The 26,211-nt window shown below is 66.9% G+C and carries 29 protein-coding genes and 1 pseudogene; 15 read left to right on the forward strand and 15 right to left on the reverse strand.

Annotation, left to right across the window (positions count from 1 at the left end; genetic code table 11):
* Positions 1 to 97 precede the first annotated feature (97 nt).
* The 5 genes from AC5RU7_RS20150 (at position 98) to AC5RU7_RS20170 (ending at position 6,313) form a co-directional block, all read left to right on the forward strand.
* The gene (locus AC5RU7_RS20150) at positions 98 to 754 is read left to right on the forward strand and encodes a cyclodeaminase/cyclohydrolase family protein (protein ID WP_494053725.1); all 657 of its coding nucleotides are present in this window, start codon (positions 98 to 100) and stop codon (positions 752 to 754) included.
* Complete coding sequence (locus AC5RU7_RS20155) at positions 751 to 1,626, forward strand: bifunctional 5,10-methylenetetrahydrofolate dehydrogenase/5,10-methenyltetrahydrofolate cyclohydrolase (RefSeq protein ID WP_494053726.1); 876 nt, start codon at positions 751 to 753, stop codon at positions 1,624 to 1,626. The genes AC5RU7_RS20150 and AC5RU7_RS20155 overlap by 4 nt, the downstream gene beginning before the upstream one ends.
* A gap of 193 nt (positions 1,627 to 1,819) precedes the next feature.
* Positions 1,820 to 3,145, forward strand: a complete 1,326-nt coding sequence (locus AC5RU7_RS20160) for a molybdopterin molybdotransferase MoeA (protein WP_494053727.1) — start codon at positions 1,820 to 1,822, stop codon at positions 3,143 to 3,145.
* Positions 3,142 to 4,017: a formate dehydrogenase accessory sulfurtransferase FdhD gene (gene fdhD / locus AC5RU7_RS20165; RefSeq protein ID WP_494053728.1), complete on the forward strand. Its 876-nt coding sequence runs from the start codon at positions 3,142 to 3,144 to the stop codon at positions 4,015 to 4,017. The genes AC5RU7_RS20160 and fdhD overlap by 4 nt, the downstream gene beginning before the upstream one ends.
* Positions 4,018 to 4,360: 343 nt before the next feature.
* Complete coding sequence (locus AC5RU7_RS20170) at positions 4,361 to 6,313, forward strand: BCCT family transporter (protein WP_494053729.1); 1,953 nt, start codon at positions 4,361 to 4,363, stop codon at positions 6,311 to 6,313.
* Positions 6,314 to 6,436: 123 nt separating this feature from the next.
* On the opposite strand, the gene AC5RU7_RS20175 is transcribed toward AC5RU7_RS20170, so the two are convergent.
* From AC5RU7_RS20175 to AC5RU7_RS20185, 3 genes are all read right to left on the reverse strand, one after another.
* Complete coding sequence (locus AC5RU7_RS20175) at positions 6,437 to 7,306, reverse strand: glycosyltransferase family 2 protein (RefSeq protein WP_494011220.1); 870 nt, start codon at positions 7,304 to 7,306, stop codon at positions 6,437 to 6,439.
* A 189-nt stretch (positions 7,307 to 7,495) separates the two neighbouring features.
* On the reverse strand, positions 7,496 to 7,858 hold the full coding sequence (locus AC5RU7_RS20180) for a hypothetical protein (protein ID WP_494053730.1): 363 nt from the start codon (positions 7,856 to 7,858) through the stop codon (positions 7,496 to 7,498).
* Positions 7,859 to 7,916: 58 nt separating this feature from the next.
* On the reverse strand, positions 7,917 to 8,816 hold the full coding sequence (locus AC5RU7_RS20185; RefSeq protein WP_494011222.1) for an SDR family oxidoreductase: 900 nt from the start codon (positions 8,814 to 8,816) through the stop codon (positions 7,917 to 7,919).
* 219 nt (positions 8,817 to 9,035) lie between these two features.
* Here AC5RU7_RS20185 and AC5RU7_RS20190 point away from each other — a divergent pair, with 219 nt between their 5' ends.
* From AC5RU7_RS20190 to AC5RU7_RS20205, 4 genes are read left to right on the forward strand one after another with little or no spacing between them, the layout of a single operon-like run.
* Positions 9,036 to 9,572 carry a DUF6328 family protein gene (locus AC5RU7_RS20190; RefSeq protein ID WP_494053731.1) on the forward strand — a complete coding sequence of 179 codons (537 nt, stop codon included), beginning with the start codon at positions 9,036 to 9,038 and terminating at the stop codon, positions 9,570 to 9,572.
* Positions 9,556 to 9,861 carry a DUF6766 family protein gene (locus tag AC5RU7_RS20195; RefSeq protein WP_494053732.1) on the forward strand — a complete coding sequence of 102 codons (306 nt, stop codon included), beginning with the start codon at positions 9,556 to 9,558 and terminating at the stop codon, positions 9,859 to 9,861. The genes AC5RU7_RS20190 and AC5RU7_RS20195 overlap by 17 nt, the downstream gene beginning before the upstream one ends.
* A 25-nt stretch (positions 9,862 to 9,886) precedes the next feature.
* Positions 9,887 to 10,231: a LuxR family transcriptional regulator gene (locus AC5RU7_RS20200; RefSeq protein WP_494053733.1), complete on the forward strand. Its 345-nt coding sequence runs from the start codon at positions 9,887 to 9,889 to the stop codon at positions 10,229 to 10,231.
* A 38-nt stretch (positions 10,232 to 10,269) separates the two neighbouring features.
* Positions 10,270 to 11,013, forward strand: a complete 744-nt coding sequence (locus AC5RU7_RS20205; RefSeq protein WP_494053734.1) for an MBL fold metallo-hydrolase — start codon at positions 10,270 to 10,272, stop codon at positions 11,011 to 11,013.
* 34 nt (positions 11,014 to 11,047) lie between these two features.
* On the opposite strand, the gene AC5RU7_RS20210 is transcribed toward AC5RU7_RS20205, so the two are convergent.
* From AC5RU7_RS20210 to AC5RU7_RS20235, 6 genes are all read right to left on the reverse strand, one after another.
* Positions 11,048 to 12,172: a glycerate kinase gene (locus AC5RU7_RS20210; protein WP_494053735.1), complete on the reverse strand. Its 1,125-nt coding sequence runs from the start codon at positions 12,170 to 12,172 to the stop codon at positions 11,048 to 11,050.
* A 64-nt stretch (positions 12,173 to 12,236) separates the two neighbouring features.
* On the reverse strand, positions 12,237 to 13,046 hold the full coding sequence (locus AC5RU7_RS20215; protein WP_494053736.1) for an SDR family oxidoreductase: 810 nt from the start codon (positions 13,044 to 13,046) through the stop codon (positions 12,237 to 12,239).
* A 41-nt stretch (positions 13,047 to 13,087) separates the two neighbouring features.
* A complete protein-coding gene (locus tag AC5RU7_RS20220; RefSeq protein WP_494053737.1) occupies positions 13,088 to 13,504 on the reverse strand; it encodes a hypothetical protein in 417 nt (138 codons plus the stop codon).
* A gap of 92 nt (positions 13,505 to 13,596) precedes the next feature.
* Positions 13,597 to 14,046: a hypothetical protein gene (locus tag AC5RU7_RS20225; RefSeq protein WP_494053738.1), complete on the reverse strand. Its 450-nt coding sequence runs from the start codon at positions 14,044 to 14,046 to the stop codon at positions 13,597 to 13,599.
* Between the two features lie 135 nt (positions 14,047 to 14,181).
* On the reverse strand, positions 14,182 to 14,940 hold the full coding sequence (locus AC5RU7_RS20230; RefSeq protein ID WP_494053748.1) for a class I SAM-dependent methyltransferase: 759 nt from the start codon (positions 14,938 to 14,940) through the stop codon (positions 14,182 to 14,184).
* 170 nt (positions 14,941 to 15,110) lie between these two features.
* Positions 15,111 to 15,497 carry a SpoIIAA family protein gene (locus AC5RU7_RS20235; RefSeq protein ID WP_494011231.1) on the reverse strand — a complete coding sequence of 129 codons (387 nt, stop codon included), beginning with the start codon at positions 15,495 to 15,497 and terminating at the stop codon, positions 15,111 to 15,113.
* 82 nt (positions 15,498 to 15,579) lie between these two features.
* Here AC5RU7_RS20235 and AC5RU7_RS20240 point away from each other — a divergent pair, with 82 nt between their 5' ends.
* The 3 genes from AC5RU7_RS20240 (at position 15,580) to AC5RU7_RS20250 (ending at position 20,086) form a co-directional block, all read left to right on the forward strand.
* Entirely contained in the window at positions 15,580 to 17,250 is a 1,671-nt protein-coding gene (locus AC5RU7_RS20240) for a sensor histidine kinase (protein WP_494053739.1), read from the forward strand.
* A 21-nt stretch (positions 17,251 to 17,271) separates the two neighbouring features.
* A complete protein-coding gene (locus AC5RU7_RS20245; RefSeq protein ID WP_494053740.1) occupies positions 17,272 to 18,807 on the forward strand; it encodes a putative bifunctional diguanylate cyclase/phosphodiesterase in 1,536 nt (511 codons plus the stop codon).
* A gap of 214 nt (positions 18,808 to 19,021) precedes the next feature.
* Entirely contained in the window at positions 19,022 to 20,086 is a 1,065-nt protein-coding gene (locus AC5RU7_RS20250) for an EAL domain-containing protein (protein WP_494053741.1), read from the forward strand.
* Positions 20,087 to 20,152: 66 nt separating this feature from the next.
* On the opposite strand, the gene AC5RU7_RS20255 is transcribed toward AC5RU7_RS20250, so the two are convergent.
* Positions 20,153 to 20,374 (reverse strand): DUF6480 family protein, encoded by a 222-nt coding sequence (locus tag AC5RU7_RS20255; RefSeq protein ID WP_494011235.1) that lies wholly within the window; start codon positions 20,372 to 20,374, stop codon positions 20,153 to 20,155.
* 136 nt (positions 20,375 to 20,510) lie between these two features.
* On the opposite strand from AC5RU7_RS20255, the gene AC5RU7_RS20260 reads away from it, so the two are divergent.
* Positions 20,511 to 20,966, forward strand: a complete 456-nt coding sequence (locus AC5RU7_RS20260; protein WP_494053742.1) for a hypothetical protein — start codon at positions 20,511 to 20,513, stop codon at positions 20,964 to 20,966.
* A gap of 18 nt (positions 20,967 to 20,984) precedes the next feature.
* On the opposite strand, the gene AC5RU7_RS20265 is transcribed toward AC5RU7_RS20260, so the two are convergent.
* The 3 genes from AC5RU7_RS20265 to AC5RU7_RS20275 all read right to left on the reverse strand — a co-directional run bounded on the left by AC5RU7_RS20265 (position 20,985) and on the right by AC5RU7_RS20275 (position 23,022).
* On the reverse strand, positions 20,985 to 21,797 hold the full coding sequence (locus AC5RU7_RS20265; RefSeq protein ID WP_494053743.1) for a glycerophosphodiester phosphodiesterase family protein: 813 nt from the start codon (positions 21,795 to 21,797) through the stop codon (positions 20,985 to 20,987).
* 46 nt (positions 21,798 to 21,843) lie between these two features.
* A complete protein-coding gene (locus AC5RU7_RS20270; protein ID WP_494011238.1) occupies positions 21,844 to 22,092 on the reverse strand; it encodes a hypothetical protein in 249 nt (82 codons plus the stop codon).
* Positions 22,093 to 22,203: 111 nt separating this feature from the next.
* A complete protein-coding gene (locus AC5RU7_RS20275) occupies positions 22,204 to 23,022 on the reverse strand; it encodes an HAD family hydrolase (protein ID WP_494053744.1) in 819 nt (272 codons plus the stop codon).
* Positions 23,023 to 23,138: 116 nt separating this feature from the next.
* Between AC5RU7_RS20275 and AC5RU7_RS20280 the strand changes: the two genes are divergently transcribed.
* Both AC5RU7_RS20280 and AC5RU7_RS20285 read left to right on the forward strand, forming a co-directional pair.
* The gene (locus tag AC5RU7_RS20280; RefSeq protein ID WP_494053745.1) at positions 23,139 to 23,570 is read left to right on the forward strand and encodes a LexA family protein; all 432 of its coding nucleotides are present in this window, start codon (positions 23,139 to 23,141) and stop codon (positions 23,568 to 23,570) included.
* Positions 23,571 to 23,594: 24 nt separating this feature from the next.
* Entirely contained in the window at positions 23,595 to 24,893 is a 1,299-nt protein-coding gene (locus tag AC5RU7_RS20285; protein ID WP_494053746.1) for a Y-family DNA polymerase, read from the forward strand.
* A gap of 6 nt (positions 24,894 to 24,899) precedes the next feature.
* On the opposite strand, the gene AC5RU7_RS20290 is transcribed toward AC5RU7_RS20285, so the two are convergent.
* Complete coding sequence (locus tag AC5RU7_RS20290; protein WP_494053747.1) at positions 24,900 to 25,859, reverse strand: lipid kinase; 960 nt, start codon at positions 25,857 to 25,859, stop codon at positions 24,900 to 24,902.
* A 101-nt stretch (positions 25,860 to 25,960) separates the two neighbouring features.
* Positions 25,961 to 26,211: pseudogene (locus tag AC5RU7_RS20295) on the reverse strand (amino acid permease); the annotation flags it as partial.

The raw sequence follows: 26,211 nt of genomic DNA on the forward strand, positions 1-26,211 counted from the left end.
CTCCGTCGAAATCGAATACTTCGGCCGCCGCATCCCCGCCACCATCACCCAAGACCCCCTCTACGACCCCACCATGACCAGGCTCCGGGGCTAAGCCATGACCGGAACGGAAACGGCCGGGACCGCAACCATCGGCTCGGAGACCATCAGCAGCTACCTCACGCGGCTGGCTTCACGCCAGCCCACCCCGGGCGGCGGTGCGGCAGCCGCGCTGCACGCCGCCCAGGGTGCGGCCCTTGTGGCAATGGTGGCCCGCTACTCCACCGGCGCGAAGTATGAGCAGCACGCGGCCCTGGTGCAGCGCGTCACGGAGGCCGCCGAAGGCCTGGTGCTCGAAGCACTGGGCCTGGCGGATGCAGATGAAGCTGCCTTCCAGGGAGTCATCGATGCCTACAAGCTCCCCTCGGAAACAGCGGAGCTCAAGGCGGCCCGTGCCGCCACCATCCAGGAAGCCCTCGTCCAGGCAGCCAGGACACCGGCAAACCTTATCGGTGTTGCTGGGTCCGTGGTGGAGCTCGCAACCGAGCTGTTCGACGTGGCCAATCCCAACGTGATCAGCGATGTTGCCGCCGCCGCCGATGCCGCCCGTGCGGCGGCAACCACCGCACGGGTCAATATCGACATCAATGTGGTGGCCGTCAAGGACCCCGGTGCGCGTGCACAGCTCGCTCAGGAAACGGACGGCCTCGAGGACAAAGTGGTGCTCGCCGCCGACTCCCTCGTAGCCCGCGTACGTGAAAGGATCCTCCATTGACTACTGCCACCCTGTCCGGCAAGGAGCTTGCCGGGATCATCGGGCAACGGGTCCAGCAGGACATCAAGTCCCTGGAGCACGACGGCGTCCGTCCCGTCCTGGCCGTGGTCATGGCCACCGACGACGAGTCGACCAAGTGGTACGTCCGTTCGATTGAGCGGGCAGCCGAACGTGCTGGAATTGGCTGCCGGATCATCGACCTCGGGCACGACGCCACCGAACAGGTCCTGGCCAGTGTCCTGCGGGACCTGAGCGCTGAACCGTCGGTGAACGGCATCATCCTGCAGACGCCGCTGCCGGACGGCGTGCGCACGGATTCCCTCGTGGGACTCATCGCGCCCGAAAAGGATATCGACGGCGCGAACCCGCTCAGCCTGGGGCGCCTGGCGGTGGGCCAGCCGGCCTTCGCACCCGCCACCGCGCGGTCCGTCGTCGAAATCCTTGACCACTACGCAATCCCGGTGGCAGGCCGGAACGTCGTGATTGTAGGCCGCTCTGCCGTGGTGGGGAAGCCGCTTTCCCTCCTCCTGCTTGCACGTGACGCCGCCATCACGGTCTGCCACTCCAGGTCCGGACCGCTTGGGAAGTACACCAAGGAGGCGGACGTGGTGGTGGTCGCGGCAGGGCGGACTGGCCTGCTGACCGGCAGCCACATCTCCCCCGGGACCGTAGTTGTCGACGTCGGCACGAACGTCCTTCCCGACGGTTCCCTGGTGGGCGACGTTGATGCGGCAAGTGTCAGCGGCGTAGCTGCCGCCCTCACCCCCGTCCCGGGCGGGGTGGGTTCGGTCACCACGGCGCTGCTGCTCCTCCACACGGTGGAGGCGGCGCGGCAACAGTCGCCGGCCCTCGTCCTTGAAGCTGCGGGCTAGGGCAGCCGCGGAAGGAACGATGGGCAGATAAACCCAATCAACACGGGCCTGATGGTCCCGTTATCCGTAACTGGTGCTTCGGTGGGCCTAAAACCTGGGGAGGTATTCCTCATCGAAGCACCGTTTTCGGATAACGGGGCCATTGCCGTACCCCGGCCGGTTCCGGCATCCATCCGAAAGGGAAGGAGCAACGATGCTCACCTCTGAAACTGAGGCCGGTCCGCCGGCCGCCCACGCACAGCCCTGCCATGCGGCCCCCTCCTGGGCCGAGGCCCGGCAGCTGGCGTACGCGTGTGCCCGGCCGCTTCCGCCCGTTTGGGTTCCGTTGGCGGACGCTGACGGACGGGTCCTGCACCGCGACGTCACGGCGTTGCAGGACCTGCCGCATTACGCGTCCTCGGCCATGGATGGCTGGGCCGTCAACGGTACAGGCCCCTGGCTGCTTCCCAATCCGGAGCAGCCGCCGGCGTACCCGGGCCTGGCAGCACACGGACGCTTGGCACCCAACCATGCCAGGGTCATTGCCACCGGCGGACTGGTCCCTGCCGGTGCCCAGGCCATCCTGCGCAAGGAGAGCGGCGAGGTGGTACAAGGGCCCAACGGCAGCCCGACCCTCACCGTCCGGCCCGGCGCCCGGCCGGACGAACCGCGCCGCGGACAACACATCCGTCCTGCAGGCGAGGAGGCCCTGGCCGGCGATGTGCTGCTGCCCGCCGGCACCGTCCTTAACCCGGCACGCATCGCCCTGGCCGCTGTGTCGGGGCACGATGAAGTCCAGGTCCGCGCCCTGCCTTCGGTGGCCGTCGTGCTCACCGGTTCCGAAGTGGTGACGCGGGGAGTCCCCGTGGCGGGAGAGGTCAGGGATACCTTCGGCCCGCAGCTGGGCACAGTCCTTTCGCAGCTGGGCGGCATTGCCGGGAGTCCCGTAAGGATCGGCGATTCCTTTGACGAGTGGCTGTCCGCCCTCGACGCCGCCAGTGCGCATGACGGCGGGCAGGCCGATGTCATCATCACCACAGGCGGGACCGGACGGTCCGGTACAGACCATTTCCGCGCCGCCATTGGCTGCCTGGGCGGCCGCATCCTGCTCGACGGCATCGCCATGCGCCCCGGCCACCCTGCCGTCCTGGCCGAACTCCCGGACGGGCGGTTTGTGGTCGGGCTGCCGGGTAATCCCCTGGCGGCCATGATGGCGCTCCTGACCGTGGGGGCGCCGCTGCTCGCCGCACTGGCGGGCCGCCCGCTGCCCGCCGCGACGGACGTGCTGTCCGGCAGCGATATGGCACCGGACCCGGGCCGGACCCGCCTGGTCCCCTGCAGGTTCCTGTCGGGGCTGGCGTTTCCTGTCCAGCACACGGGCCCGGGCATGATGCGGGGGCTCGCCTGGGCGGACGGAGTCATGGTGGTGCCGCCGGACGGCGTGGACGCGGGGCAGCCCGTCCCGGTACTTCCGCTTCCCTGGACCCCGGCCCCGGCCTTGCTTACCGGCACGAACCCCCAAGGATGGAGCACACCATGACCCGCATGACCCGGCGCCGCAAAATCCACCGCTTCCATCTGGATGGGTCAGACACCGAGTACCCGGTGCGGCACAAGGAAGATGTCCTGGCCGCCGAGGAACCGCTTGAGATCCGCCTCAACGGCCGCTCCTTCGCCGTCACCATGCGCACCCCGGGAGACGATTTCGACCTGGTGGCGGGCTTCCTCGTCTCGGAAGGCGTCATCCGGCGCCAGGCGGACCTGGTCTCACTGCGGTTCTGCGCAGGAAGGAACGGGGAAACCCAGACCTTCAACGTGGTGGATGCCCAGCTGGCGCCGGACGTACCAATGCCGGACACTATGCGGCACGTATACACCTCAAGCTCGTGCGGCATCTGCGGCACGGAATCAATCGACGCGGTCCGCAAGGCTATCCATTTCCACCCGGAACAGGACGGCCTGCAGGTCCCTGTCGACGTCCTGGCGGGCCTGCCGGACAGGCTGCGGAAAGCGCAGGCCGTATTCGACAAGACCGGCGGCGTCCATGCCGCCGGCCTGTTCAGGGTTGACGGCCCGGACGCGGAGCTGCTCTGCCTCCGCGAGGATGTTGGCCGCCACAACGCCGTGGACAAGGTGGTGGGCTGGGCCCTCCGGCGGGGGCAGCTGCCGCTCAGCGGCACCGTGCTGCAGGTCTCCGGGCGCGCATCCTTCGAGCTCGTCCAAAAGGCCGCGCTGGCGGGGATTCCGGTCCTGTCCGCGGTCAGTGCACCCTCCAGCCTGGCGGCAGATTTGGCTGCCGAAACGGGCGTGACGCTTGTGGGCTTCAGCAGGGGCCACAGCTTCAACGTCTACGCCGGCCGGGAACGGGTGGGACGGCCAGCGACGGCGGTGCGGCAGGAAAGCATTGCCTAGCGCAGCCTGCTGTACTGGGGTGCCTCGTATCTGCATGCGCAACGCGGCTCGCGATAAGCAACAGTGTGACCCACGCCACGGCAGCTGTCAAGAAACCCTCGTCATGCGATGAAATACCTTGACTTTAAATGTGGCGTGATTCACTCTGTTGCTTAGCGCGAGTTCTGTTGACTCATGCGGAACACCTCCCCAAAGGGCCACCGGCCCGAATGCGACCACGTTTCTCAACCTAAGAGGTGCATCATGCACAAGGCCTGCCCCCCAAGCCTTCCCACGGGACTCTCCGGCTTGATACTCCACGCCAAATCGCAAGCCCATGACTCGCCGAGCAAAGGACCCGCTCATGGCCATCAACAGTGAAACAAAATCTCCCCAACCCAAGAAACCGGCAGCAGGCACAGACCCGCTGACCGATCCCGCCCTTCCGGACTCCGCCACGGCGTCCCCCACAGACCCCGCCGAGGCCGAAACTACCCTCCCGCAGGAGAACGAGGAGTACGAGCAAATCCTCGAGGAACTGCGCCAGAGCAAAACCGAGCAAGCTGTCTCCCAGCGCCGCAACCGCAAGCTCGTCCTGGACAAGGTCACCTTCGGGATCACAGGCGCCGCCGCAGTCGCCTTCGTGATCTGGGGTTTCACGGGTCGGGACAGCCTGTCCACTACGTCCACGGCCGCCCTGAACTGGGTCATGGAGTACACGGGCTGGCTCTTCATGCTCCTGGCTTCGCTGTTCGTGGTCTTCGTCCTGTGGCTGGCGCTGGGCAAGTTCGGCAACATCCCCCTGGGCAAGGACGGCGAGAAGCCGGAGTTCCGCACGATTTCCTGGATCTCCATGATGTTCGCTGCCGGCACGGGCATCGGCCTGATGTTCTACGGTGTGGCGGAACCGCTTTACCACTACATCTCGCCCCCGCCAGGCAGCGTGGACGGCCAGACCCCCGAAGCAATCCAGACAGCCATGGCGACTTCCATCTTCCACTGGACCCTGCATCCCTGGTCCATGTACGCCGTGGTCGGCATCGCTCTCGCCTACGGCACCTACCGTCTTGGCCGCCGCCAACTCATCTCTGCGGCCTTCACCTCGATCTTCGGCGTGCGCGCCGTCGAGGGCCCCATCGGCAAGTTCATCAACATCCTGGCCATCTTCGCCACCCTCTTCGGCACCGCCGCGTCCCTGGGCCTGGGCGCGCTGCAGATCGGCAGCGGCCTCACGTCCAACGGCTGGGCCGGCGAGATCGGCACCCCCATCCTTGTGGTGATCGTGGCCATCCTGACCTTCTGCTTCGTGGCCTCCGCCGTATCCGGCGTCAGCCGCGGCATCCAGTGGCTCTCCAACATCAATATGGTCCTGGCCGTCACCCTGGCACTCATCGTGTTCGTCGCCGGCCCCACGCTGTTCATCCTTAACCTCATCCCGTCCGCCGTCGGCGACTACGTCCGCGACCTGGCCGAGATGTCGTCCCGTACCGAGGCCGTCGGCGACGAAGCCCTGCGCACCTGGATGTCCGGCTGGACCATCTTCTACTGGGCATGGTGGATCTCCTGGACGCCCTTCGTGGGCCTGTTCGTCGCCCGGATCAGCCGCGGCCGCACCATCCGCCAGTTCGTCACCGGCGTGATCCTGGTCCCGAGTGTCGTCAGCATCGCCTGGTTCGGCATCTTTGGTGGGACGGCCATCAACCTCCAGCAAGTAGCAGCCGCGTCCGGCAACCCGGACGGTGGCGTTGCGAAGCTCGTCGACGGCGCACTCGCCGTCGATTTCAACGGCAGCTTGTTCGAACTGATCAAGCACCTGCCCCTGCCGGTCTGGGCCATCACGGCCGTCATCGCGCTGGCCATGCTGCTGATCACGATCTTCTTCGTCACGAGTGGGGACTCCGCCTCCCTCGTCATGGGTTCGCTCAGTTCCAATGGCTCGACCGAGCCCAACCGCGGCGTGATCGTTTTCTGGGGAACGCTGACCGGTGCGGTGGCTGCGGTCATGCTGCTGGCGGGCGGTGACGAGCCCGCTGAGGCCTTGTCCGGCCTGCAGCGGATCACCATTGTGGCGGCCCTGCCGTTCATCATCGTTATGCTGCTGCTGTGCTTCGCCCTGGCCAAGGACCTGCGCCGGGATCCCCTCGCCCTGCACCGCCGACTGGCGACGTCAGTGGTGGAGCGGGCCATCCGCACCGGTGTGGAGCAGCACGGCGGCGCCCAGTTCGAGCTCGTGACCAAACACGATTGCGCCGAATCATGCCCCGACCCTGAAGCCTGCCCGGGCGGCAGCTCCGTGGTGGACAACGAGAAGAAATAGCCGATCGAATCCGGCCCCGGTGGACACCACCGGGGCCGGATTCTTTTAACTCTTTATTGCTGGACTTTTGCTGGACGGCAACTCTTACTGCGTCCTGACCGTGGCCTGGTTCGCCCTGCTGATCTACGCCGATTCCCGGTTCAGCACCACGTCGTAGGCCTCCACGCGCCGGTCCGTCACCGTCGTGGGTGACTCCAGGTGGACTGCCCCCGACGGCAAAATGCCGGCCCCGCCGAACCGCTCCATGACCTGCCACTGGGCCAGGACGTCCTCCCCCGCGTGGTCAACCGGCAGGTCCGTCCAGAACGTGAACCCGCCGGCGTCGTTCAGTGCTTCCCGCCGGTAGAGCACACAGCCACCCAGCCACGCCACCCGGTACGGCACCCACTGGCCGGGCTGCAGGGACAGCTCGGCACTCAGGTGGCTAAGGTTGGCTGCGCTGTGGAGCGGCCAACGCTCGAAGCCGGGGGCGCCGGGGCGGATGCGCTCCGCACTTACCTGCCCCTCCCAGGCTTCGAAATTGGCGGTTTGGTCAGGGCGCCTGTCATTCAGGTAGGACAGCCCCTGGGGCGCCATTCCCACGAAGCCGCACGCGAGCTCATCCAGCGCCGCGCTCAGCCGCTCCAGGGCACCCGGTTCCAGCCAGACGTCGTCATCAAGGAAGAGGCACTGGTCCGCCTTGGACTGCTCCAGCAGGAACTGGCGGTGTTCGGCCAGCCCGCGCCGCGGCAGGTGGCGGAGCAGCGTGACCGGCCTCCCCTGCGCCTCCAGGACCCGGACCATGGCGGCAGCGGCGGGATGCTCCCATCCCGGGTCCCCGGTGGACTGGTCGCTGATGACGACGGCGAACGCAGGGTCAGCCTGTCCGGCGAGCCCGGCGAGGGTGACAGCGAGCTCAGCCGGGCGGTTGCAGGTTGGCACCAGTACGTCGACGGGTACCTGGCCGGGCAAACCTGCCGGGCGTGCCCACTGTTCTGACGATCTCCTGCTCACAGTTCCTCCTAGTGCCGGTGGACAGTGCCGGCAACTGGTGAATGGGTTCCGAATGTTCTTACCCAGACCGCGGGCATGTATGCCGGCGGCACGGCGAGGCCCCCGTCCCCGCATCTCGAAGCCTCGAGGAACGGGGACGGGGGCCTTTGCCTGTGCGGCTGTCTTCGCGCAGGCCGCGTTCACATCGGATCAGCCAGCGTCGAAGCTCTCGCCGCCATCGTCCTTGGGAGATTTCTCCTGCGGAAGGTCGTTGCCGCTGCCGTCCGGGATGCCGGCCGCTTCCTGGCCGGACTCGGAAGAGACCGGCGCAGAGCCCTGCGAATCATCGTTGGACTCGTCGATCTCCGCGGCGCTGGAGGGCAGGTCCATGTCGTGCGGAACAGGCTCCGTTCCGGCCCCGCCCTGCGGCTCGTTGGTTTCGGCGCCGCCTGCTGCCTGGCTGCCGGCGGGTGCGCCGCCTGCGCCCTGGCTTCCGCCCATTTCCTGCTCGGCGGTCGGGGTTCCGTATCCGCCAGGATCCGACTCGGGCCGGGCCTGCTGGTTTTCCGTCATGGTTCCTCCTGTTGGGTTGCGGTTTGAAAGGGTTTGGGGCCTGGCTCCAGGCGTTTGCTCAGAGTCCCTTGCCGCCGGTCACCGGAAGTACGGCTCCTGAAATGTAGGATCCGTCCTCGGAGGCCAGCAGCACGTAGGCAGCCGCCAACTCGGCGGGCTGGCCCGCACGTTCCAGGGGCGTGTCCTGGCCGAACTTGGGAAGCTTGTCAGGCCATTCGGTGGCGGGAATCAGCGGCGTCCAGATGGGGCCGGGGGCCACCGCGTTGACCCGGATGCCCTTGGGGCCAAGTTCCTGCGCCAGGGCCTTCGTGAACGCCACCTGTGCCGCCTTGGTCATGGCGTAGTCGATCAGGCCGGGCGAGGGGTTGAATGCCTGGATCGATGCGGTGGTGATAATGGAGGCGCCGGCTTTCAGGTGGGGCACGGCCGCCCGGGCACTCCACAGCAGGGAGTAGAGGTTGGTCTTGAAGACCCGGTCGAATTCCTCCGTGGGCAGGGTCTCAAGGCTTTCGCGGTTCTTCTGGTAAGCCGCGTTCAGCACCACAATGTCCAGGCGTCCGAACTCGGACGCCGTTTCCTCCACGATCCGGGTGCTGAACTCTTCCTCCCGCCCGTCACCGGCAAACAGGAGGGCGCGCCGGCCCGCCTTCCGGATCCAGTCGGCGGTGTCCTGGGCATCGTCCTCCTCCTCGGGCAGGTAGGAGATAGCGACGTCGGCCCCCTCGCGGGCGAACGCGATGGCCGCTGCCTTGCCGATCCCGGAATCGCCGCCGGTGATGAGTGCGGCCTTTCCCTCCAGCTTTCCATGCCCCTCATAGCTGAGCTCGCCGTGGTCCGGCTTGGGGTCCATGGGCGCCGTGAGGCCGGGCTGCTTTTGTTCCTGTTCCGGGAACGGGCCCGCGTGGTAGCCGCCCCGGGGGTCCTTTGGCTGGTCTGTCTGTTTGTCACTGCCGCTCATAGTCCGCTCCCTGTTTCGGTTCCGCTGTGCCGGTCTCGAAAGGCCCTGCCGGAGCACCGGCCATTCGAAGCTATCCCGGCCGGAGGAACAAGTCCACCGATTGGTACGAATAATCAGTAAACTTATCAAATGATGGTCCGGACGCAATGCTTGCCTTGTTTCTGGGTATCTGGGGAGTAGAGAGGGACCAAGGCCTGGCTGCCGCAGGAAGGAGAGGCAATGTCAGAGGTGGAGGATTACACCGGCAGAACGGGGCGGAACGAGACCCGCGAGGAACAACTGGACCGAAACTGGGCGGAACTCCTGCAGGAACTCCGCGTGCTGCAGACCGGCGTCCAGATCCTGGCAGGTTTCCTGCTCACACTCCCCTTCCAGGAGCGGTTTGAGGACCTGGACGATTTCCAGGTGAACCTGTACCTGGTCAACGTGGTGATTGCAGCCCTGACCACGGCATTCATCCTCCTCCCTGTCAGCGTCCACCGGCGCCTCTTCCGCAAGCGGCTCAAGGAAACCCTCGTCTCAAGCGCGGACACCATCACCAAAATCGCCTTGGGCGGCGTTGCCCTCCTGAGCACCGGGACGGCGGCGCTGGTCTTCGACGTAACGCTGAACCGGTCCGCCGGCTTCACCGCAGGAGGCGCGCTGCTGGGCGTACTGCTGGTCCTGCTGGTCTATGTCCCCCTGCACCTGAACAGGCGCGCCGCGGCGAACGGCAAAACCGCTACCGAAAGAAGCCGCGATGGCGAAATGGGCTAAAGAGCACGGGCTGCTGCTCGCAAACCTGGCACTGTTCCTCATCTTCTTTGGCGGGATGATCCTGTCCGGAGCCGCAACGTACAACGAGGAACAGCAAGGCCATGGCCAGGCCACGGTCACGTTCCTGCAATACATCGGGACCAGCCGCTTCTGGTTCGAGTCCTTCCAGAACTGGCAGAGCGAGTTCCTGGCCCTCGCCGTCCTGGTGGGTGCGTCCGTCTACCTTCGGGAGAAGGGTTCCCCCGAGTCCAAACCCGTTGCTGAACCACACTACGAGACCGGCGCCTGAGCCGGCTCGATAACGAGAGGAATCCATGCGAACCATTGCGAAAACCATCCTCCTTGCCCTGCTGCTCCTGGTTGTCCCGGCCCTGCCGGCCGGCGCGTCCCCGGCAGCAGCGCCCGCCAGCCAGGAGAGCGTCATCCAAGCAGGCACGGAATTCTCTGGAGGGGTGTTGGCGCCGGCCGGCAACACTCCCACGCCGTCCCCCGGTGACACCGCCTCCAGCGGCCCGGCCAACCCCGGAACCGGCGAGTCCGCACAGAATGAGGCCACCCGGCTGGACTGGGCGCCGTGGGTGATTGGCGCCATTGCTGTGGTGGTCCTGGTCCTGATCCTGATCTGGCGCCGCCGCCGCAACACCACCATCGTCGGCTGATGGGCGCGATCCAGGCGCGTTTGTTTGGGGGGAGCTCCATGATCAGGCCCAACGTGGCGGACGGGATCCACCTCATCACGCAGGCCCACGTCAACTGCTACGTCATCGAGGATGACGACGGACTGACCCTGCTGGACGCCGGCCTTCCGGCCATGTGGCCCATGCTGCTGCAGCTGCTTGAGGACCGGAGCCGGCGCCCGGAGGACATCAAGGCCCTGGTGCTGACGCATGGCCACTTTGACCATGTGGGGTTCGCGGTTCGGGCGCAGCAGGAGTGGGACGTCCCGGTGCTGGTCCATCCCGGCGACTCGCACCTGGCGGCCCACCCCTACCGGTACAAGCCCCAGCGCAACAGGTTCCTCTACCCCTTTGCCCATCCCCGGTCCCTGCCGCTCCTGGGAAGCATGGCGGCAGCCGGGGCCCTGAAGGTCAAGGGTGTCTCCAGCACGCGTCCGCTGCACGCCGGCGAAGCGCTGGATGTCCCGGGCCGGCCCATGGCGGTCCACACTCCTGGTCACACGGACGGGCACTGCATTCTGTCCCTGCCCGGCCGGAATGCCGTCTTCAGCGGCGATGCCCTGGTGACCCTGGACCCTTACACCGGCAACCGGGGGCCGCAGATTGTTGCCTCGGCGGCCACCAAGGACACCACGCAGGCACTCTCATCGCTGCATGCAGTGGCGGCTACCGGCGTCGACACTGTGCTCCCGGGCCACGGGGAGCCCTGGACCGGGGGTGCCGGGGCGGCCGTTGACCACGCGCTGCGGGTGGGGGCGCACTGAAGCAGCCCAAGCCCCGGCCGGGCAACTGCGGAACTTAGGCTCCTTCGAGCACCTGGCTTGTTGCCCAGGTCAGGTATTTTCCGGCATTGGCGACGGCGTCTGCCGGGCTGGAGGCCACATCCAGCAACTGCGCCGCGGCCACCACGCCGTGCCCGGCAAGGTCCTCGAGGGTCACCAGGATCCGGCCCGCCACGACGATCACCGGAATGCCCTTCTCCCGAGCCGCGTCGGCGAGCGCGATGGGAGCCTTGCCCGTAAGGGACTGCGAATCCATGGACCCTTCGCCGGTGATCACCAGGTCGGCGCCGGACAGCTGGTCGGCCAGTCCGGTGAGTCCGGCCACCAGCGCGAAGCCACCCTCCAGCGCGGCACCGGTGAAGGCAAGGAACGACGCCGGGAACCCGCCCGCGGCGCCCGCGCCCGGAACATTAACGTCCCGGCCGGTTGCCCCCCGCAGCACCGAGGCCCAGTTGCGGAGCCCGGCGTCGAGCAGTTCGATGCCGTCCTGGTCAGCGCCTTTCTGCGGTGAGAAGACATAGGCGGCCCCCGCGGGGCCGAAGAGGGGGTTTCGGACGTCCACTGCGATGCGGAAAGTGGTGGCTGCAAGGCGCGGGTCCAGCGCGCTGGTATCCAGCGCAACGACGTCGGCGAGGGAGCCGCCACCCAGCGGCACAACGTTGCCGGCGGAGTCCAGCGGCTTGAGGCCGAGGGCCCGCAGGGCGCCGCTGCCGCCGTCGGTCATCGCGGAGCCGCCCAGCCCGAGCACAATCTCGGTGGCGCCCGCATCCAGGGCGGCAGCGATGAGCTGGCCGCACCCGTAGCTGTGCGCGCGGAGGGCATTGTCCGGAGTGGGCTCCATGTCCGCCAGGCCGGAGGCCTGCGCGGTTTCGATGACGGCGGTAACCGTGCCGTCGCCGGACTTCCGGATGGCCCAGGCGGCGCCAACCGGGGCGAGGATGGGCCCCACCACGGCATTGAGGCGTTCCTCGTAGCCGGCAGCAACTGCCGCCTCCAGGGTGCCCTCGCCGCCGTCGGCAATCGGGAACTGGGTGGCCACGGCGTCGGGGTAAACCCGCAAGGCCCCTTCCGCCATGGCCGCCGCGGCCTCGGCAGCCGTTAAGGAGCCCTTGAACTTATCCGGAGCAATAAGGATGCGCATGGGCTCCATCATGCCAGCAACACGAGGGAAAGCGCTTGCCCGGCCGTAACACGAACAGCAGTACCTATCCCTCGCGCCACTCGTGGCTGGTGATGTGCGAACCGGCCTGCGGCCCCATCTGGAGCATGCCGCCGTCCACAGCCCACGCCGCCCCGTTCACGTAACTGGAGGCAGGCGAGGCCAGGAACGCAATCACGGCTGCAATCTCCCGCGCATCGCCGGGCCGGCCCAGGGGCACGCCCGGGCGGTCCTTCGCCGTCGGATCCTCGTCCTCCTGCCCCGTCATGGGTGTGGCGATCTCACCGGGCGCCACCGTGTTGGCGGTGATTCCGTGCTGGGCCAGTTCCAGGGCAAGGGTTTTCATGAGCCCGCCCAGCCCGTGCTTGGACGCATCATAGGCGGAGGAGCCCACGCGGGGCTGGAATTCGTGCACGCTGGAGACGGCAATCAGCCGCCCGCCCCTGCCGGCCCGGACCATGCGGCGGGCGGCGGCCTGCAGGCAAACGAAGGCGCCGTTGAGGTTGGTGTCCAGGGTCTGCATCCAGCGGTCCAGGTCCATGTCCAGAAACTTGGTGCTTTCGCCGGTGCCGGCGTTGTTGACGAAGACGTCCACGCCGCCCAGCTCATCCGCGAGCTCGTCGATCACCACCCCAGCGGACCGGAGTTCGGTGGTGTCCAGCTGGCGGATGACAGCCTTGCGGCCCGCGGCCCGGATCTCTTCAGCCGTCTCCTCCGCCCCGGCCTTGTCCGAGTGCCAGGTGACGCCCACGTCCATGCCCGCCCTGGCAAGGGCCACGGCGGTGGCCTTGCCGATTCCGGAGTCCGATCCGGTGACGATGGCGGTAGCGGGCGCGAAGTTGCTGGTGTCCTGCATCGTGGCAAGCCTTTCGGTGGGTCGGGTGCCGGAAAGTGGGGTTACGCCGGCCGGCGCAGTTCCGGCTCGGGAGGGTAGCGCCTGGCGGCTGCTTCGTCCGGCTCGTCCTTGACGGCCATGAGCGGAACGGCGAAAGTGACCACAGGGCGGTCGGCGTCGTCTGCGGACCTCACTGTCAGGCTCCGGGTGCCCGGCGGCACGGAGGGGGTGAAGACCTGCAGGTTCCGCGATCCCAGGATCGCCGAGTTCCTGAACCTGTACTCGGTGCCAAAGTGGTCCTGCAGGATGATGTTCGGCTGCGGGCCCCCCTCGGACGCCATCTGGATATTGACCACCAGCCCGGTGGCCCAGATCTCGACGGACAGGACGGTGAATTCGGTGGATTCCGTGACGTGGCTTCCGTAAGTGGGTGGCAGCAGCATGCCCCGGAGGGAGCCTGACGGTATGAGTTCTCGCATTATTGGTTCCTGGTGGTCTTGCGTCCGCGGTCGCCGAAGCGGCGCCGGATGTGCTCCGGTGCTGCTGAAACGATTAGGGGCGCCGGTGCGGCTTAGGCGTCTTCCCGGTTGGGGTTTTCCAGCCGGAAGAAGGTGGATTGTTGCCCGTCGCTACGCTGTTCCTGATAGATGAAATTGAGGCGCCGGGAGTCGAAGGTCTCAAACCATTCGTCCCAGCTGATGTGGCGGAGCTTGTCATTGTCCCCGCCGAAGTCGATCCGCAGCACACCCAGGTGGTCGCCGTGTTCGGTGCCCTCAACGGTGGCCGGCACGCCGCTGCGCTCCTCCGCCCACTGCCGGATGACCTCATGGTGCGTGGTGGCCAGGCTGCGGCCCTCGCGTTCCGGCTCATCCTCCGGCGAGGTGACCTCCTGGGAGTACTTGAGCGACTTGGACGATTCCGGTCCCTGGCGGATTTTCCCGCCGTCCGGCCCAGCACCCAGATCCTGCTCGTCCCGGTCGGTGTCCACGTCCCGGGTTTTGTTGCCTTTGTCCTCCGCCATAGTGGCCTTCCTTTCCCCAGAGGCTGGAACTAGTAAGTCTACTTATTATGGAGCCTCCCGATCCGGCCCCGTGTCAAGGGGATGGAGTGGTTTCAGCGGCTTTCCACAACGGTGGAAGGACCGGTTTTTCCGGGGCTAATCCCGCGGCCGCAGCACCGCGTAGTACCCGGGCACCCGGCTTCGCCCGTCCACACCGGTTGCAGGATTGGTCTCGATGGCCACCTCGCCGTCCTCCAGCAGCTCCCAGGATGCGGCGGGCAGTACCTGCTGCCTCTCCTCAGGGCCGAAGTGTCCGGGCATTGGCAGGCCCCTAATGGCACGTTCAAGCGGAGCGGGAATGCCCTGCATGGTGGCGCCCAGGTGGGACACGTAATCCACCGCCTTGCCTTGGAAGTTGGTCTCAGCCAGGAACACGGTGCCCCGGTTTCCGGTGATGAGGCGGAGATTTTCGACCAGGGCCGCCTGGTCCCCGGGGTCAAGGACGTGGAGGACGCCACGGATAAAGACGTTCGCGCCGCCCTCGAAGCCCTTTTCGGCTCCCGGCGCGGTCATGTCCCGCGTCTCGAACCGGACGTTCCCGATCTCCTGGGAATCGGCCGCTGCCCGCCGGACAGCGTGTTCGGAAACGTCCACGCCGACGGCCTCAGGGAAGATACCCGCCAGCGCACGGGTGAAGCTGCCGTGCCCGCACCCAACGTCCACCACAGGGAGCGCCGGGTCCAGGTGGCGGAGGAGGACATCCTTGTAACCGAGGAATTCGTCGTCCGTGCCGGCATCCCACAGGACCTCACCACCTGCACCAGTTGCCCTGATGCCTGCCCAGTACCGGTCCCACGCAAGCGGCCGGTCCTTGGGGGCCGAGCGGGAAAGCCGGACAAGCTTGGGAATCAGCATGTACTTCCGCAGGGCAGACAGTACCGACTTGACGGGTGAGGACTTCGCTCGGGAGGACACCGGTCAAATATATGTCCCACAGCACAAATCGCACGTTTTTGCCGGGCGGGCAGGACCGATTTTACGACGCCGGAGCCTCCCTTTCGCCGCCCGCCAACCATGAGCGGGCGTCAGGCTGACTGGCCGCCGTCGAGCCTCAGCCATGCCATGGCGTCCTGCCTGGAGGTGAAGAACCGGGTGGGGCACGGAAGCTTGCTGACTCCCAGGACGAAGTTGGCCATCACCTTGTCAACGGGTGAGGAACCCAGCAGCGCAATGCGGGAGGCCTGGCACGGCCGGCCGAACACTGCACGAGCGCCCCGGCTTACCCGTTCCGTCGTCGCCATGTCCACCAGCATGGGCCGCCTGCTCTCGCCGCACAGGTCATTGACCCTGCTCATGGCGTTCTCGGCGTCGGCCTCGCTGATTGAGGCGCCGCGCGGCCACCGCAATTGAAGGATCCCGTCCTCATCCAGGCTCAGGTCTCCCTTGGTGGATCCTTCCGGCTGGTCCGTCACTTTGTCCCTCCACATGGTTTTTCTGGAGCCACGAGTCCCGCATCCCCCTACAATGTACTCAACTGGGAGGGAAGGGGTCATTGTGGCGGCTGATACGCCGGGTGACTTGCGCGCGCCACGCACCGCCGTGGTGGCAGACCCCGACGCTGTACGGCTCGCGCGGAACGCTTCCGCACTGCAGGAGGCGGGCTTTTGCGTGGCTTCAGCGGCGGACGCACCGGGGCTGGCAGCACTTTTGGAGGACAGCAAACCGACGGTCATCGTCGCCGACGCGTCGCTGCTTCCTGCCATTGACGCCGAAGCTCCCGTCCTGCTGATGGTGGACCTGGACAATCCCGCCGAAACCTCCGCCCGCCCCTCCGGTATCCACGACTGCATTACCAAGCCGCCCGCCCCGCGGGAGCTGGTCCACCGGACTTCGGCCCTGATCGACCTGGTAGCCAGGCGGAGCGCGTCCAGGCAGCGGGCCGAGGCACTGCGCGAACAGCTCCGGCTGGTATCCGCGGCTGTCCGCGCCACCAACGATCCCCAGGAGATCGCGAACCACGTGGTGGCAGGCTTCGGCCGGACTTTCAAAGCCGACCATGTCCTGCTGGCCACTTTCGAGGACGAGCGGGTTCCACGCATCACCGCCGCCTGGGACGCTCCTGGGCTGCAGCCGCTGCCTGACGATGCCCTGCCGGACGGCGAAGAGGCGCACCGGACGGCGGACCTCCTGTGGGCCGGCGCGGAAACCATGTCCTCGTACGGACCCGAAACGGACGAACCAACTGGCGACGGGCGGCGGACAGGCGAAGGTGGGGGAACGGCGTCGGGCATCTACAGCACGCTCTCCACCCTCGCGGTGCCCATCGGCGAAGGAAGTTCCTCGCTCGGGATCATCTGGATTGTCATGCGTGACCGGCCGCGCCAGTGGTCCCGGGCGGAGCTTGGCCTGATCCAGCATGTGGCAGGCAACGCTGCCTACGGGCTGATCCAGAGCCACCTGATCAGCAGCCAGCAGCAAGTGGTCAAGCAGCTCCAGCAGCTGGACAAGGCCAAGACGGACTTCCTGGCTACCGTGAACCATGAGCTGCGCACGCCGCTGACATCGATCATGGCGTACCTGGACATGATCCAGGAAAGCACCGAGCAACCCGTTTCCCCCGAGGTCCACCAGATGCTTGACATCGTGGTGCGGAACACGGAGCGGCTCCGGTCACTGATCGAGGACATGCTGAGCGTTTCCCGCAATGGCCTGGATGACAGCCTGATGCATTTCACCCCCGTGCGCCTGGGGCAGACCCTTGACCTGGTGGCGGCGGCACTGCGGCCGCTGGCCAAGCTGCAGAACGTGACCATCGAGGTGGACCCGGTGCCGGAGGACCCGGAGATCCTGGCCGACGAGGTGCAGCTGCAGCAGGTTTTCACCAACCTGGTGTCCAACGCCATCAAGTTCACCCCCAGCGGCGGACGGATCGAGGTGGGCAGCGAGTCGCACGCCGCCGAGGACGGAACCCGCTGGGCAACGGTCAGCGTGGCGGATACCGGCATCGGCATCTCCAGCGACGAAATCGACCACGTGTTCACCCGGTTCTACCGTGCGTCCAACGCCATGTCCGGGGCGATCCCGGGGACAGGCCTGGGGCTGGCCATCACCAAGGACATCGTGGCCCGGCATGGGGGGAAAATAGACGTGGCGTCCACTTTGGGCGCCGGTACCACCGTCACCGTCAGCCTCCCCCTGGATGCCGACCGGTCCCGGGCCAACTGAGCGGGGGAAGGAGGGAACCTGATGTTCGCCGAAAACGATCCCCGGCTCTCCCAGCTGCTGGAAGGCATTGTCCGGCTTGCATCGGGAGACCTCAGCTCCCGGATCGAGGTGTCGCCCGCCCGGGACGAGCTGGACGCCATCATTACTGGCACCAACCTGCTGGCTGAAGACCTGCAGATCATCTACGAAGAGCTTGAGCAGCGGGTCCAGGTGAGGACACAGCTCCTGCACGAGGCACACCTTGAGATGCAGAAGATGGCCATGCAGGACCCGCTCACCGGCCTGGCCAACCGTTCTGCCCTGATCCACGCGCTGGAGGCGGCACTGGAGTCGGGGACACCTCCCGGGGAGGGCCCGGTGCTCCTCCTCATGGACCTCGACGCTTTCAAATCCATCAATGACAGCATGGGCCACACGGCGGGCGACCAGGTCCTCATCACCGTTGGGGAACGGCTCCGGGGCGCGGTGCGCGCCGACGACGTCGTGGCGCGGCTGGGCGGGGACGAGTTCGCCATCGTGATGCCCTCCGCCACCCCGGACCAGGCCACGGTGGTGGGCCACCGGATCCTCGCGGCCCTCAAGGAGCCCATCCAACTGCCCGGCAGGAGCGTGCGCTGCGGCGCCAGCATCGGCCTGAGCGCGGGCGGCGAGGGACAGACCCCCGAGGACATGCTGATGGAGGCCGACGTCGCCATGTATGCCTCCAAGGCGGAGGGGCAGAACCGGCTGCACCACTTTGAGCCTGCCCTGCTGCTGATGCGCAGGCTCCGCAGCCAGCTTGTGGAGGACCTGCGCGCCGCAATCAAGAGCGACGGACTGACGCTGCACTACCAGCCTGTGGTGGAGCTCGCCACGGGGCGGGTGGAGGGAGTGGAGGCGCTGGTCCGCTGGAACCATCCCACCCGCGGGTTCATCATGCCGGATGAGTTCGTACCGCTGGCCGAGGAAGCCGGGCTGATCTCCGAGCTTGGCCTTTGGGTGCTCCGGACGGCAGTGCACCAGCTCCGGTCGTGGGTTGCAGCTTCCCTGGTGGATAACCGGTTCTCCATCCGCATCAACATTTCCGCTACAGACCTGCAGAGCCTGCAGTTCATCGAGGACGTCCGGAATGTGCTGAAGGAAACCGGGGTGCGGCCCCAGCAGGTTGTTCTGGAACTGACGGAGGTGGCAATCGTCAAGGGCAACGAACTGGACCGTTATTCGCTGGGCGGGCTGCGCGGCCTGGGGGTGGGAATCGAAATCGATGACTTCGGCACCGGTTACTCCTCCATCAGCTACCTGCGCCGGCTCCCGGTGGACCGTGTGAAGGTTGACCGTTCACTGATCACAGGCCTGGGCACGGATCCGAGCCAGCCCGCGCTGGTGGCAGCCGTCCTGCAGCTGGTCCGCGCGTGCGGGCTGGAGGCTGTATGGGAGGGCGTCGAAACCGCGGAGCAGGCCGAAATCCTGCGGGCGCTGGGCTGCCTGAGCGCACAGGGCTACTACTTCAGCAGGCCGGTGCCGCCCGACCAGATCCCGCTGCTCCTGGCCGACCAGCCCGAAGGCGCCAATCCCTAGCACCGGAAGTTACCGCAACGTACCCGAATTAGTCCTAAAACTCCCGCAAACCACTGCGTTTTTTGGTGCTGCCGATATACGATCATCCTGCGGTGTCTGGTTTTCCTTGCCGCTTGAGCTGGGGATTCACAGAAGCACCGGAATTAAAGGCGTTTAGAAATTGAAAATAAATTGGGCCACTGGGTCATTACTTCGTCAACTGGGGGCGTAGCTAATGTCGGTTCGTGTACAGGCATGGGGAATTATTGCCGCGGTACTGGCGGAGACAGATCCGTCCGGCGCGGCCGTCCGGCAGCGCCTTAGCAACAGCCTCGACGAGAATCCGGGAGTGCCCGAGCGGGCCCTGCTGGAATACCTTCTTGAAACGCGGCGCAGCGATGCCAATACCGTGGAAACGCTGGAAACCGCACGGGAGATGCGCCTCACTCCCGCCGCCATCCCGCCCAAACTCGCCGAGCAGATCGATGCCATCCGCAGCATGTCGCGGATCAGCGCGCTGCTTGAGAACCAGATGCTGATGACGGCCTTCCAGCCGATCTATGGGCTCAGCGATAAAAACGTGGTGGGCGTGGAGGCGCTGTCGCGCTTCGTCAGTGACGACGGCGCCGCGGCCGAACTGTGGTTCGCGGAGGCCGCCGCTGTGGGCCTGGGCGCCAACCTGGAGTTCTCGGCGCTCGGCTCGGCCGCAGCGGCCGCCAGGGACCTTCCGCCGCACCTGTTCGTGTCCCTGAACATCTCCCCCACGTCCTGCCTGGACCCGCGGCTGCCGGAACTGTTCGAGCACATTGACCTTCCCGTCAACCGGATTGTCCTCGAGCTCACAGAGACCATTCCGGATGAGGAGTATGCGCAGTTCATCGCCGCCATCAACCCGCTGCGTGACCAAGGCCTGCGGATCGCTGTCGACGACACCCACTCCGGCGCCGGCGCCCTGAGCCGCATGGTGCACCTGCGCCCTGATTTCCTCAAGGTGGGGCGCGATGTGATCGGGGACGTGGACAATGACGGCCTGCAGCGCGCCCTGACCGCCTGCCTGGTGGATTTCGGCCAGCAGATCGGCACCACCCTCGTAGCGGAGGGCATCGAAACGGTGGGGGAATTGAAGGTCCTGACAGAACTGGGGATCGACGCCGGCCAAGGCTACCTGCTGGGACGCCCGTCGGTCCGGCCGAAAGACTGGGTTTCCTGGAACACCCGGCTGGACGCGGACGGCCTGAACCGGCAGCTTGTGGGGCCCGAACAGGCCACGCCCAATCCCCAGGGAAAAGACGCCTCCTGAGGTGAATCTTCGGACAGTGGACCGGCCGGCATGAGTGCCGCCGGTCCACTGTTTTTGTTGTGCGCCCTATTCGTCGTGGCCCTGGTCGCCGCTCATCTGGTCCTCGGCCGGGGGCGTCTCACCGGGCGGTACTCCCCCGCCCGGCTCCAGGCCCGTGACATTGCCTTCGGCGGGATCCGGGTTCGCTGAGCCCGCCGAATCCCTGCCTCGGGCTGCCTCGGTGCCATGGTTGCCCTTGCCCGGCTGGTCAGGATTGGCCGGATCATTTTCCGGATGGTAGCTGCTCATGGTGCGTGTCCTTCCTTCCCGGCCGTGGTTCTTCACCCCAGCTCTGGACTAATTGTAAGCATGCTGATAATTCTGGAGGGGTAGGGCTGGGCGGCCGCTGGGGCGTCCGGCACACACGATGTCAGGAGGAACAGAGATGGGAATCGGCGACAGCATCGGCAAGGCAGCGGAGAACGCCATGGAGGACCTGGCGGGTACATCAAAGCCCACGGAAAAGATGAACGTTCCCGACCCCACGGACCCCAATGACGACGTGGAGGTCCACTCCTCCATCAGCGAGGGGTCCAACGCCATGGAGGCTGAAAAGGAGAAGGCACCGGGCTTGAAGACCGGGCCGGCGCCCGGGCCGGTCTCCGAGAACCCCTTTGGCGGGGATATTGACGAAACGAACAATGACCGGGCTGAAGCCGGCCGTGGAACGGGCGACGACGGGCTGACAGGCAGTGCAGCCGCCCCGGCTGGAGCGGGGGCGGCAGGAAGCGGCGGCCCCAGCGGCGTTGCGGGCGGACTGCCGGACAGCAACCCGGATGAGCTGCGCGCCGACCCGACGGAAGGCGACCAGGACCCGTCCACCAGCACGGGCCGGGGCTAGCACCGGCCGAACATGGGATCAGGCGGGTGGCCCCGGCGGCCACCCGCCTCTTTCCGTAAGCACCTTCCTGAGCAGGTCGGCGCGGTCGGTGACCAGGCCGTCCACACCCAGGTCCAGCAGGCGGCGCATCTCCGCGGGTTCGTTGATGGTCCAGACGTGTACCGCCAGGCCAAGGCCGTGCGCCCGGCGGACAAATCCGGGGGTGACAACTTCAATGCGGCCGCGGCGCGCCGGAACCTGCAGTGCGTGGACGCCGGACAGGACCCGGCGCATCAACCACCGGAACGCAGGCCCCGGCAGCACCGGGCCCAGGAAAGTGAATAGGGCGATCGACGCAACCCCGGCCGAGGCCGCAACCGGGCGGCTGAGCCGCTTCAGCACCGCCCGCCGCCGCCGGTCCGAAAAGCTGGTGACCAGCACCCGGTCATGCACCCGGTGGCGCTCAATGGCGGCCGCGGTGCTGGTGACTGAGCCCCAGTCCTTGACGTCCAGGTTGAACCGGATGCCCGGCAGTTCCGGGACCAGTCCGTCAAACGTCGGGACGGGCTCCCGGCCACCGATGCGCACCTTGGCAACTTCGCCGGCCGTCAACTCCGAAACCCTGCCCCGGCCGTCCGTCACCCGGTCCAGCGTGTCATCGTGGAAGAGGAGCAGCACGCCGTCGGACGTGGTGTGGACATCCGTTTCCAGGTAGCGGTAGCCGAGGTCGACGGCTGCCCGGAAGGCGGCCCTTGTGTTCTCCAGCCCTTCAAGGGAGAAGCCACGGTGGGCCATGGCGATGGGCAGCTGGTTGCCGGCGGCATCCGGGTTGGCGAAGAACGGCAGGGTCACAAAGTGAGCGTACCGGAGCAGGCCGGGCCGCTGGCGGACACCCGGGTCAGTCTTCGTGCGGCAGGATCTCGACGCCGTCGCCGCAGTGCAGCAGCGTGCGGCCGCGGCCGCCGTCGAGATTGATCCACACCACGGTGTTGTCCGGCGTGACCGCGTCCACCACGCCTCCGGCTTCGAACCCGGGGGTCAGCAGGACCCGGACGCGGTCGCCCTGCCGCAGCTTCTTCCAGTGCGGCGCAGGCGTTGCCCTGCGCAATGGTGCATCGGCGATGTCCCGCTTGGTATTCCGTGCCATCCCTACCCCTTCAGCCTGCAGGAGAGGAGCCTGCTCTCCGGGGTTCACGCTACGGAGCAAAGGTGAACGCGAGGTGAGCGCCAGCTGAGAAAACAGCGGCGGGCGCGGAAATCACGAACGCGGCGCACCCAGCGAAGCAAGCCGCACCTCCAAAACCTGGGCCACGCCGTCGTCGTCAAAATGCGGTGCCCGCTGCCCTGCCGCGGCGATCGCCTCTGGGTGGCCGCTGGCCATGGCATAGCCGTGGCCCGCCCAGCGGAGCATCTCGATGTCGTTGGGCATGTCACCGAAGGCCACAACGTCGGAGGCGTCAATGCCCAGCGCCCGTGCGTACTCGGCCAGGGTGACGGCCTTGTTCACGCCGGGCAGGGACAGTTCCAGCATGGGCACGCCCGGCGAGGAGTGCGTGGCGGCGGCGAGATGTTCGACGGCGGGGCGCACCTCGGCGAGGAACTCGTCCGGAGTGCCGTCCCGGACGATGGCGAGGAACTTCACCACGCTGTCATCGTCAACCAGGGTTTCCCGCAGCGGCGCCGGGGTGAACTGCGACAGGAGTTCGCTTGACTCGTTTTCGATGAACCCGGGCTCGAGGTGGAAGCCGGTGAGCGTTTCCGCGGCGAACAGTGCAGCCGGGCGGAGGTCCTTGATGATGCGGCGGATTTCCAGCACCGCGGCGATGCTAAGCGTGCGGGCCGAAACCAGCTTGTCCGTTTCGAGGTCCCAGACCACCGCCCCGTTGGAGCAGATGACCGTCCCGGTATGGCCCAGCTGGTCCTGGAGCGGATGCAGCCAGCGGGGCGGACGGCCGGTCACGAAGACGAGTTCGACGCCGGCGTCCCGGCAGGCGTGGAAGGCGCGGACGGTGCGGTCGCTGATTTTTCCGTCGTGCCCGAGGATCGTTCCGTCAATATCGCTTGCCACCAACCGCATCCTGCAAGTCTACGTGGCGGCCGCCAACGGGATGATTCCGGCAGCCGGGAGGTCCGCTTGTCAGCCCGCGGCGCTACACTGAACTAATCGAACATATTTTCGAATAAGGGTGTGTTGTGGGTGTTATAGTTGGTCCCCGCGTGATAGATGCGGGCGCCTCGTACCTGTCGGTCCTGATCTCTCCTGTCGCCGTTGCGGCCGGCTTCCCGTCGCCGGCGCAGGACTACTTCGATGGCCGGATCGACCTGAACGCGCACCTGATCAAGGACATCACCAGCACGTTCGTGGTGCGCGTGACCGGAGACTCGATGGAGGGCGCCGGCATCAGCGACGGTGACGAACTAATCGTCAACCGGGCCCTTGAGCCCAAGGACGGTTCGGTGGTGGTCGCCGTGCTGGATGGAGAGCTGACGGTCAAGCGGCTGCGCATCACGTCCACGGGGGTGGTGCTGCAGGCGGAGAACCCGAAGTACCCGGACATCCGGGTCCCCGCGTTATCCGAGCTGACCGTGTGGGGCGTGGCCACCAGGTGCCTGCACCATGTTTGACCTGCCGATTGCGGAGGGAGGGCCATGCGCAAACCGGCCCTGATGCGGCAGATGCCGCAGATCGCCCATGTGGACGTGAACTGCTTCTACGCCTCGGCCGAGCGCGCCTTCGATCCCTCGCTTGAAGGGCGGCCGCTGGTCGTGCTGTCAAACAACGATGGCTGCGCGGTAACCCGCTCCCCGGAGGCGAAGGCACTGGGCATCAAGACCGGTGATCCCTGGTTCAAGCTCGCACCCCGGGCAAAGGAGTGGGGCCTGGTGGCGAAGTCCAGCAACTATGAGCTGTACGGCGATATCAGCGCCCGGGTGATGGAGCTTCTCGGCAGGCATTCGGCGTGGCTGGAGGTTTACAGCATCGACGAGGCCTTCCTGGGCGTGAAGGGCCGGCCCGAAGAGCTGCTGGCACTCGGCCGGGACATGAAGGCCGCGGTCCGGCGGAACGTGGGTGTCCCGGTCTGCGTGGGGATAGCGCCCACCAAGACGCTGGCCAAGCTGTGCAACAAGTGGGCGAAGAACAACGCCTCCTTCGGCGGGGTCTGCCACTGGGAGGCCGTACCGGCACCGGTTCGGGAGGCCCTGCTGGGCCGGCTCCCCGTGGACGAGGTGTGGGGCATCGCGGCCCGGCTGACCAGGCGCCTGAATGTCCTGGGCATCTTCACGGTGCTGGACCTGGTCCGCGCGGACCCTGTAGTCATCCGCGACAAGTTCTCGGTGGTGCTGATGCGAACGGTGCTGGAGCTGCGTGGCATCCCGTGCATTCCCATGGAGGAGGAGCGCCTTGGCCGGGACCAGCTCATCTTTTCCCGCTCCTTCTCCACGCCGGTCACCACCGTTGACGGCATGCGGCAGGTGCTCAGCATCTATGGCCAGCAGGCGAGCGCCCGGCTCGCAAAGCACGGCCTGCAGGCGAAAGTCCTGACGGCGTTCGCGGCCACTTCCCCGTTCAGGCAGCACGAACAGGCCTACCCTTCGGTGTGCCTGTCCCTTCCCATGCCCACGGCGGATCCGCTCCTGCTGACCAAGGCCACCCATGCCCTGCTGCCCCTCATCCGCGACGGGTTGAAGTACGCCAAGGCCGGACTCATGCTCACGGACCTGCGCCCCGCCGGAAACCAGTCTCCCCTGGAGCCCTTCGAGAACCGGCATGAAGAACGCGGCATCGGCCCGCTCCTGGAGGACGTCAGCCGCCGCTTCGGGCGCGGCTCCATCGGGCTCGGCCACGGCGGCATCAAAGGCGGCGTGGACTGGTCCATGAAGCGCGGCATGCAGTCCCCCCGGTACACAACGCACTGGGACGAGCTCCCGCTGGTGAAGGCTGCCTGAGGCTTTTTAGGCCGGGAGCACCGGCGGGGCGGGCGGTCCGTCGAACATGGCGCCGGCGCTGGCCTGCGGCACCACGACATGGACCGCGTTCCGCTGGATGGTGAAGTCAGCGGGGGTGACGGCTGCAATCTCGCCGTCGAGGTTTACCGGCATCGGCGGTTCGGTAACCAGCCGGACGGACCGGCTGGTCAGGTGGTACACCCGGTCATGCTCAACGAATCTTCCATCCCGGAGCTGCCGTGCGATCTTCACGTGCTCCCGAAGCGGTGCTGCCAGGATGGCGTAGATGTCGAGGATGTGGTCATCGATCCCGGCCGTGGGAGAAACCGTGTTGCCGCCGCCGTAGTGCCTGCCGTTGCCGACGGCCACCTGGAGCAGGCCCTCGAGCTGCAATGGCTCGTGGTCCCCGTCCGGGAACTCAAGCCGGGCACGGAACGGCTCGTGCCGGGCATACGCACGCAGGGTGGCAATGCCGTACGCCAGCGGCCCGAGGCGCCGTTTAAGGCCGGGGCTGAGTGCCTCAGTGACCCGGACGGACAGTCCGGCGGAGGCGACGTTGAGGAAGGGCTGGCCGTTTGCCCGCCCAAGGTCGATGTCCACCACCTTCCCGTCCGCGATGGCGGCACACGCCTGCGCCAGGTTGTCCGGGATCTCCAGGGTGCGGGCGAGGTCGTTGGCGGTGCCCAGCGGAAGGACTCCGAGGATCACTTCTGTGCCGGCAATCCGGCCGGCGGCGTAGGAAACCGTCCCGTCGCCGCCACCCACGACCACCAGGTCATGCCCGTCCGCAACCACCCGGTCCAGAGTCCCGGCCAACTCGGCCCCCGAATGCACGTGATGCACGGCGGAGACCGGCACGCCTGCCTTGTGCAGGGCATCCACCGCCAGTTCGCGCGCGGCGGCCCCCCGGCGTGATCGGGAGTTGATGATCACGGCAGCGGAGCGGGCCTCTCGGGCAACCTTCATGTGGGACATGTTAGGTCCATCTGGCCGGGGAATGCCTGCGGGCGCCCCTCCGCCATGGTGGAGGGGCGCCCGTCCCAGTTACGTTCCCGGGTTGGACAGTGCTACGGGTTGGAGAGGGGCGCTGTCACCAGTTGGGGTTCCGACGGAGCATCCGGATCGCGGACGTCTGCGGCGGGCCGGGCGGCGGCGGCATGCTCTGCCAGGACACCTGTCTGGTGCCGGATCTTCAGGCGGTACAGCAGGGTCCCGCCCACCGCGACGGCGCCCACGAAGAGCACCCCGCCCCACTGCAGGTACCACTCAAAGGGCGGCACCGAGTTGTAGATCTCCGGCCGCGGCCAGATCAGGTTCA

The organism is Arthrobacter sp. K410C (genome assembly GCF_059090105.1).

Coding starts and splice junctions, on each gene's coding strand:
- AC5RU7_RS20150 (WP_494053725.1), top strand. CDS start 98: ATGACCGGAACGGAAACGGCCGGGACCGCAACCATCGGCTCGGAGACC.
- AC5RU7_RS20160 (WP_494053727.1), top strand. CDS start 1,820: ATGCTCACCTCTGAAACTGAGGCCGGTCCGCCGGCCGCCCACGCACAG.
- fdhD (WP_494053728.1), top strand. CDS start 3,142: ATGACCCGCATGACCCGGCGCCGCAAAATCCACCGCTTCCATCTGGAT.
- AC5RU7_RS20170 (WP_494053729.1), top strand. CDS start 4,361: ATGGCCATCAACAGTGAAACAAAATCTCCCCAACCCAAGAAACCGGCA.
- AC5RU7_RS20180 (WP_494053730.1), bottom strand. CDS start 7,858: ATGACGGAAAACCAGCAGGCCCGGCCCGAGTCGGATCCTGGCGGATAC.
- AC5RU7_RS20185 (WP_494011222.1), bottom strand. CDS start 8,816: ATGAGCGGCAGTGACAAACAGACAGACCAGCCAAAGGACCCCCGGGGC.
- AC5RU7_RS20190 (WP_494053731.1), top strand. CDS start 9,036: ATGTCAGAGGTGGAGGATTACACCGGCAGAACGGGGCGGAACGAGACC.
- AC5RU7_RS20195 (WP_494053732.1), top strand. CDS start 9,556: ATGGCGAAATGGGCTAAAGAGCACGGGCTGCTGCTCGCAAACCTGGCA.
- AC5RU7_RS20200 (WP_494053733.1), top strand. CDS start 9,887: ATGCGAACCATTGCGAAAACCATCCTCCTTGCCCTGCTGCTCCTGGTT.
- AC5RU7_RS20205 (WP_494053734.1), top strand. CDS start 10,270: ATGATCAGGCCCAACGTGGCGGACGGGATCCACCTCATCACGCAGGCC.
- AC5RU7_RS20210 (WP_494053735.1), bottom strand. CDS start 12,172: ATGCGCATCCTTATTGCTCCGGATAAGTTCAAGGGCTCCTTAACGGCT.
- AC5RU7_RS20215 (WP_494053736.1), bottom strand. CDS start 13,046: ATGCAGGACACCAGCAACTTCGCGCCCGCTACCGCCATCGTCACCGGA.
- AC5RU7_RS20220 (WP_494053737.1), bottom strand. CDS start 13,504: ATGCGAGAACTCATACCGTCAGGCTCCCTCCGGGGCATGCTGCTGCCA.
- AC5RU7_RS20225 (WP_494053738.1), bottom strand. CDS start 14,046: ATGGCGGAGGACAAAGGCAACAAAACCCGGGACGTGGACACCGACCGG.
- AC5RU7_RS20230 (WP_494053748.1), bottom strand. CDS start 14,940: ATGCTGATTCCCAAGCTTGTCCGGCTTTCCCGCTCGGCCCCCAAGGAC.
- AC5RU7_RS20245 (WP_494053740.1), top strand. CDS start 17,272: ATGTTCGCCGAAAACGATCCCCGGCTCTCCCAGCTGCTGGAAGGCATT.
- AC5RU7_RS20250 (WP_494053741.1), top strand. CDS start 19,022: ATGTCGGTTCGTGTACAGGCATGGGGAATTATTGCCGCGGTACTGGCG.
- AC5RU7_RS20255 (WP_494011235.1), bottom strand. CDS start 20,374: ATGAGCAGCTACCATCCGGAAAATGATCCGGCCAATCCTGACCAGCCG.
- AC5RU7_RS20260 (WP_494053742.1), top strand. CDS start 20,511: ATGGGAATCGGCGACAGCATCGGCAAGGCAGCGGAGAACGCCATGGAG.
- AC5RU7_RS20270 (WP_494011238.1), bottom strand. CDS start 22,092: ATGGCACGGAATACCAAGCGGGACATCGCCGATGCACCATTGCGCAGG.
- AC5RU7_RS20275 (WP_494053744.1), bottom strand. CDS start 23,022: ATGCGGTTGGTGGCAAGCGATATTGACGGAACGATCCTCGGGCACGAC.
- AC5RU7_RS20285 (WP_494053746.1), top strand. CDS start 23,595: ATGCGCAAACCGGCCCTGATGCGGCAGATGCCGCAGATCGCCCATGTG.
- AC5RU7_RS20290 (WP_494053747.1), bottom strand. CDS start 25,859: ATGAAGGTTGCCCGAGAGGCCCGCTCCGCTGCCGTGATCATCAACTCC.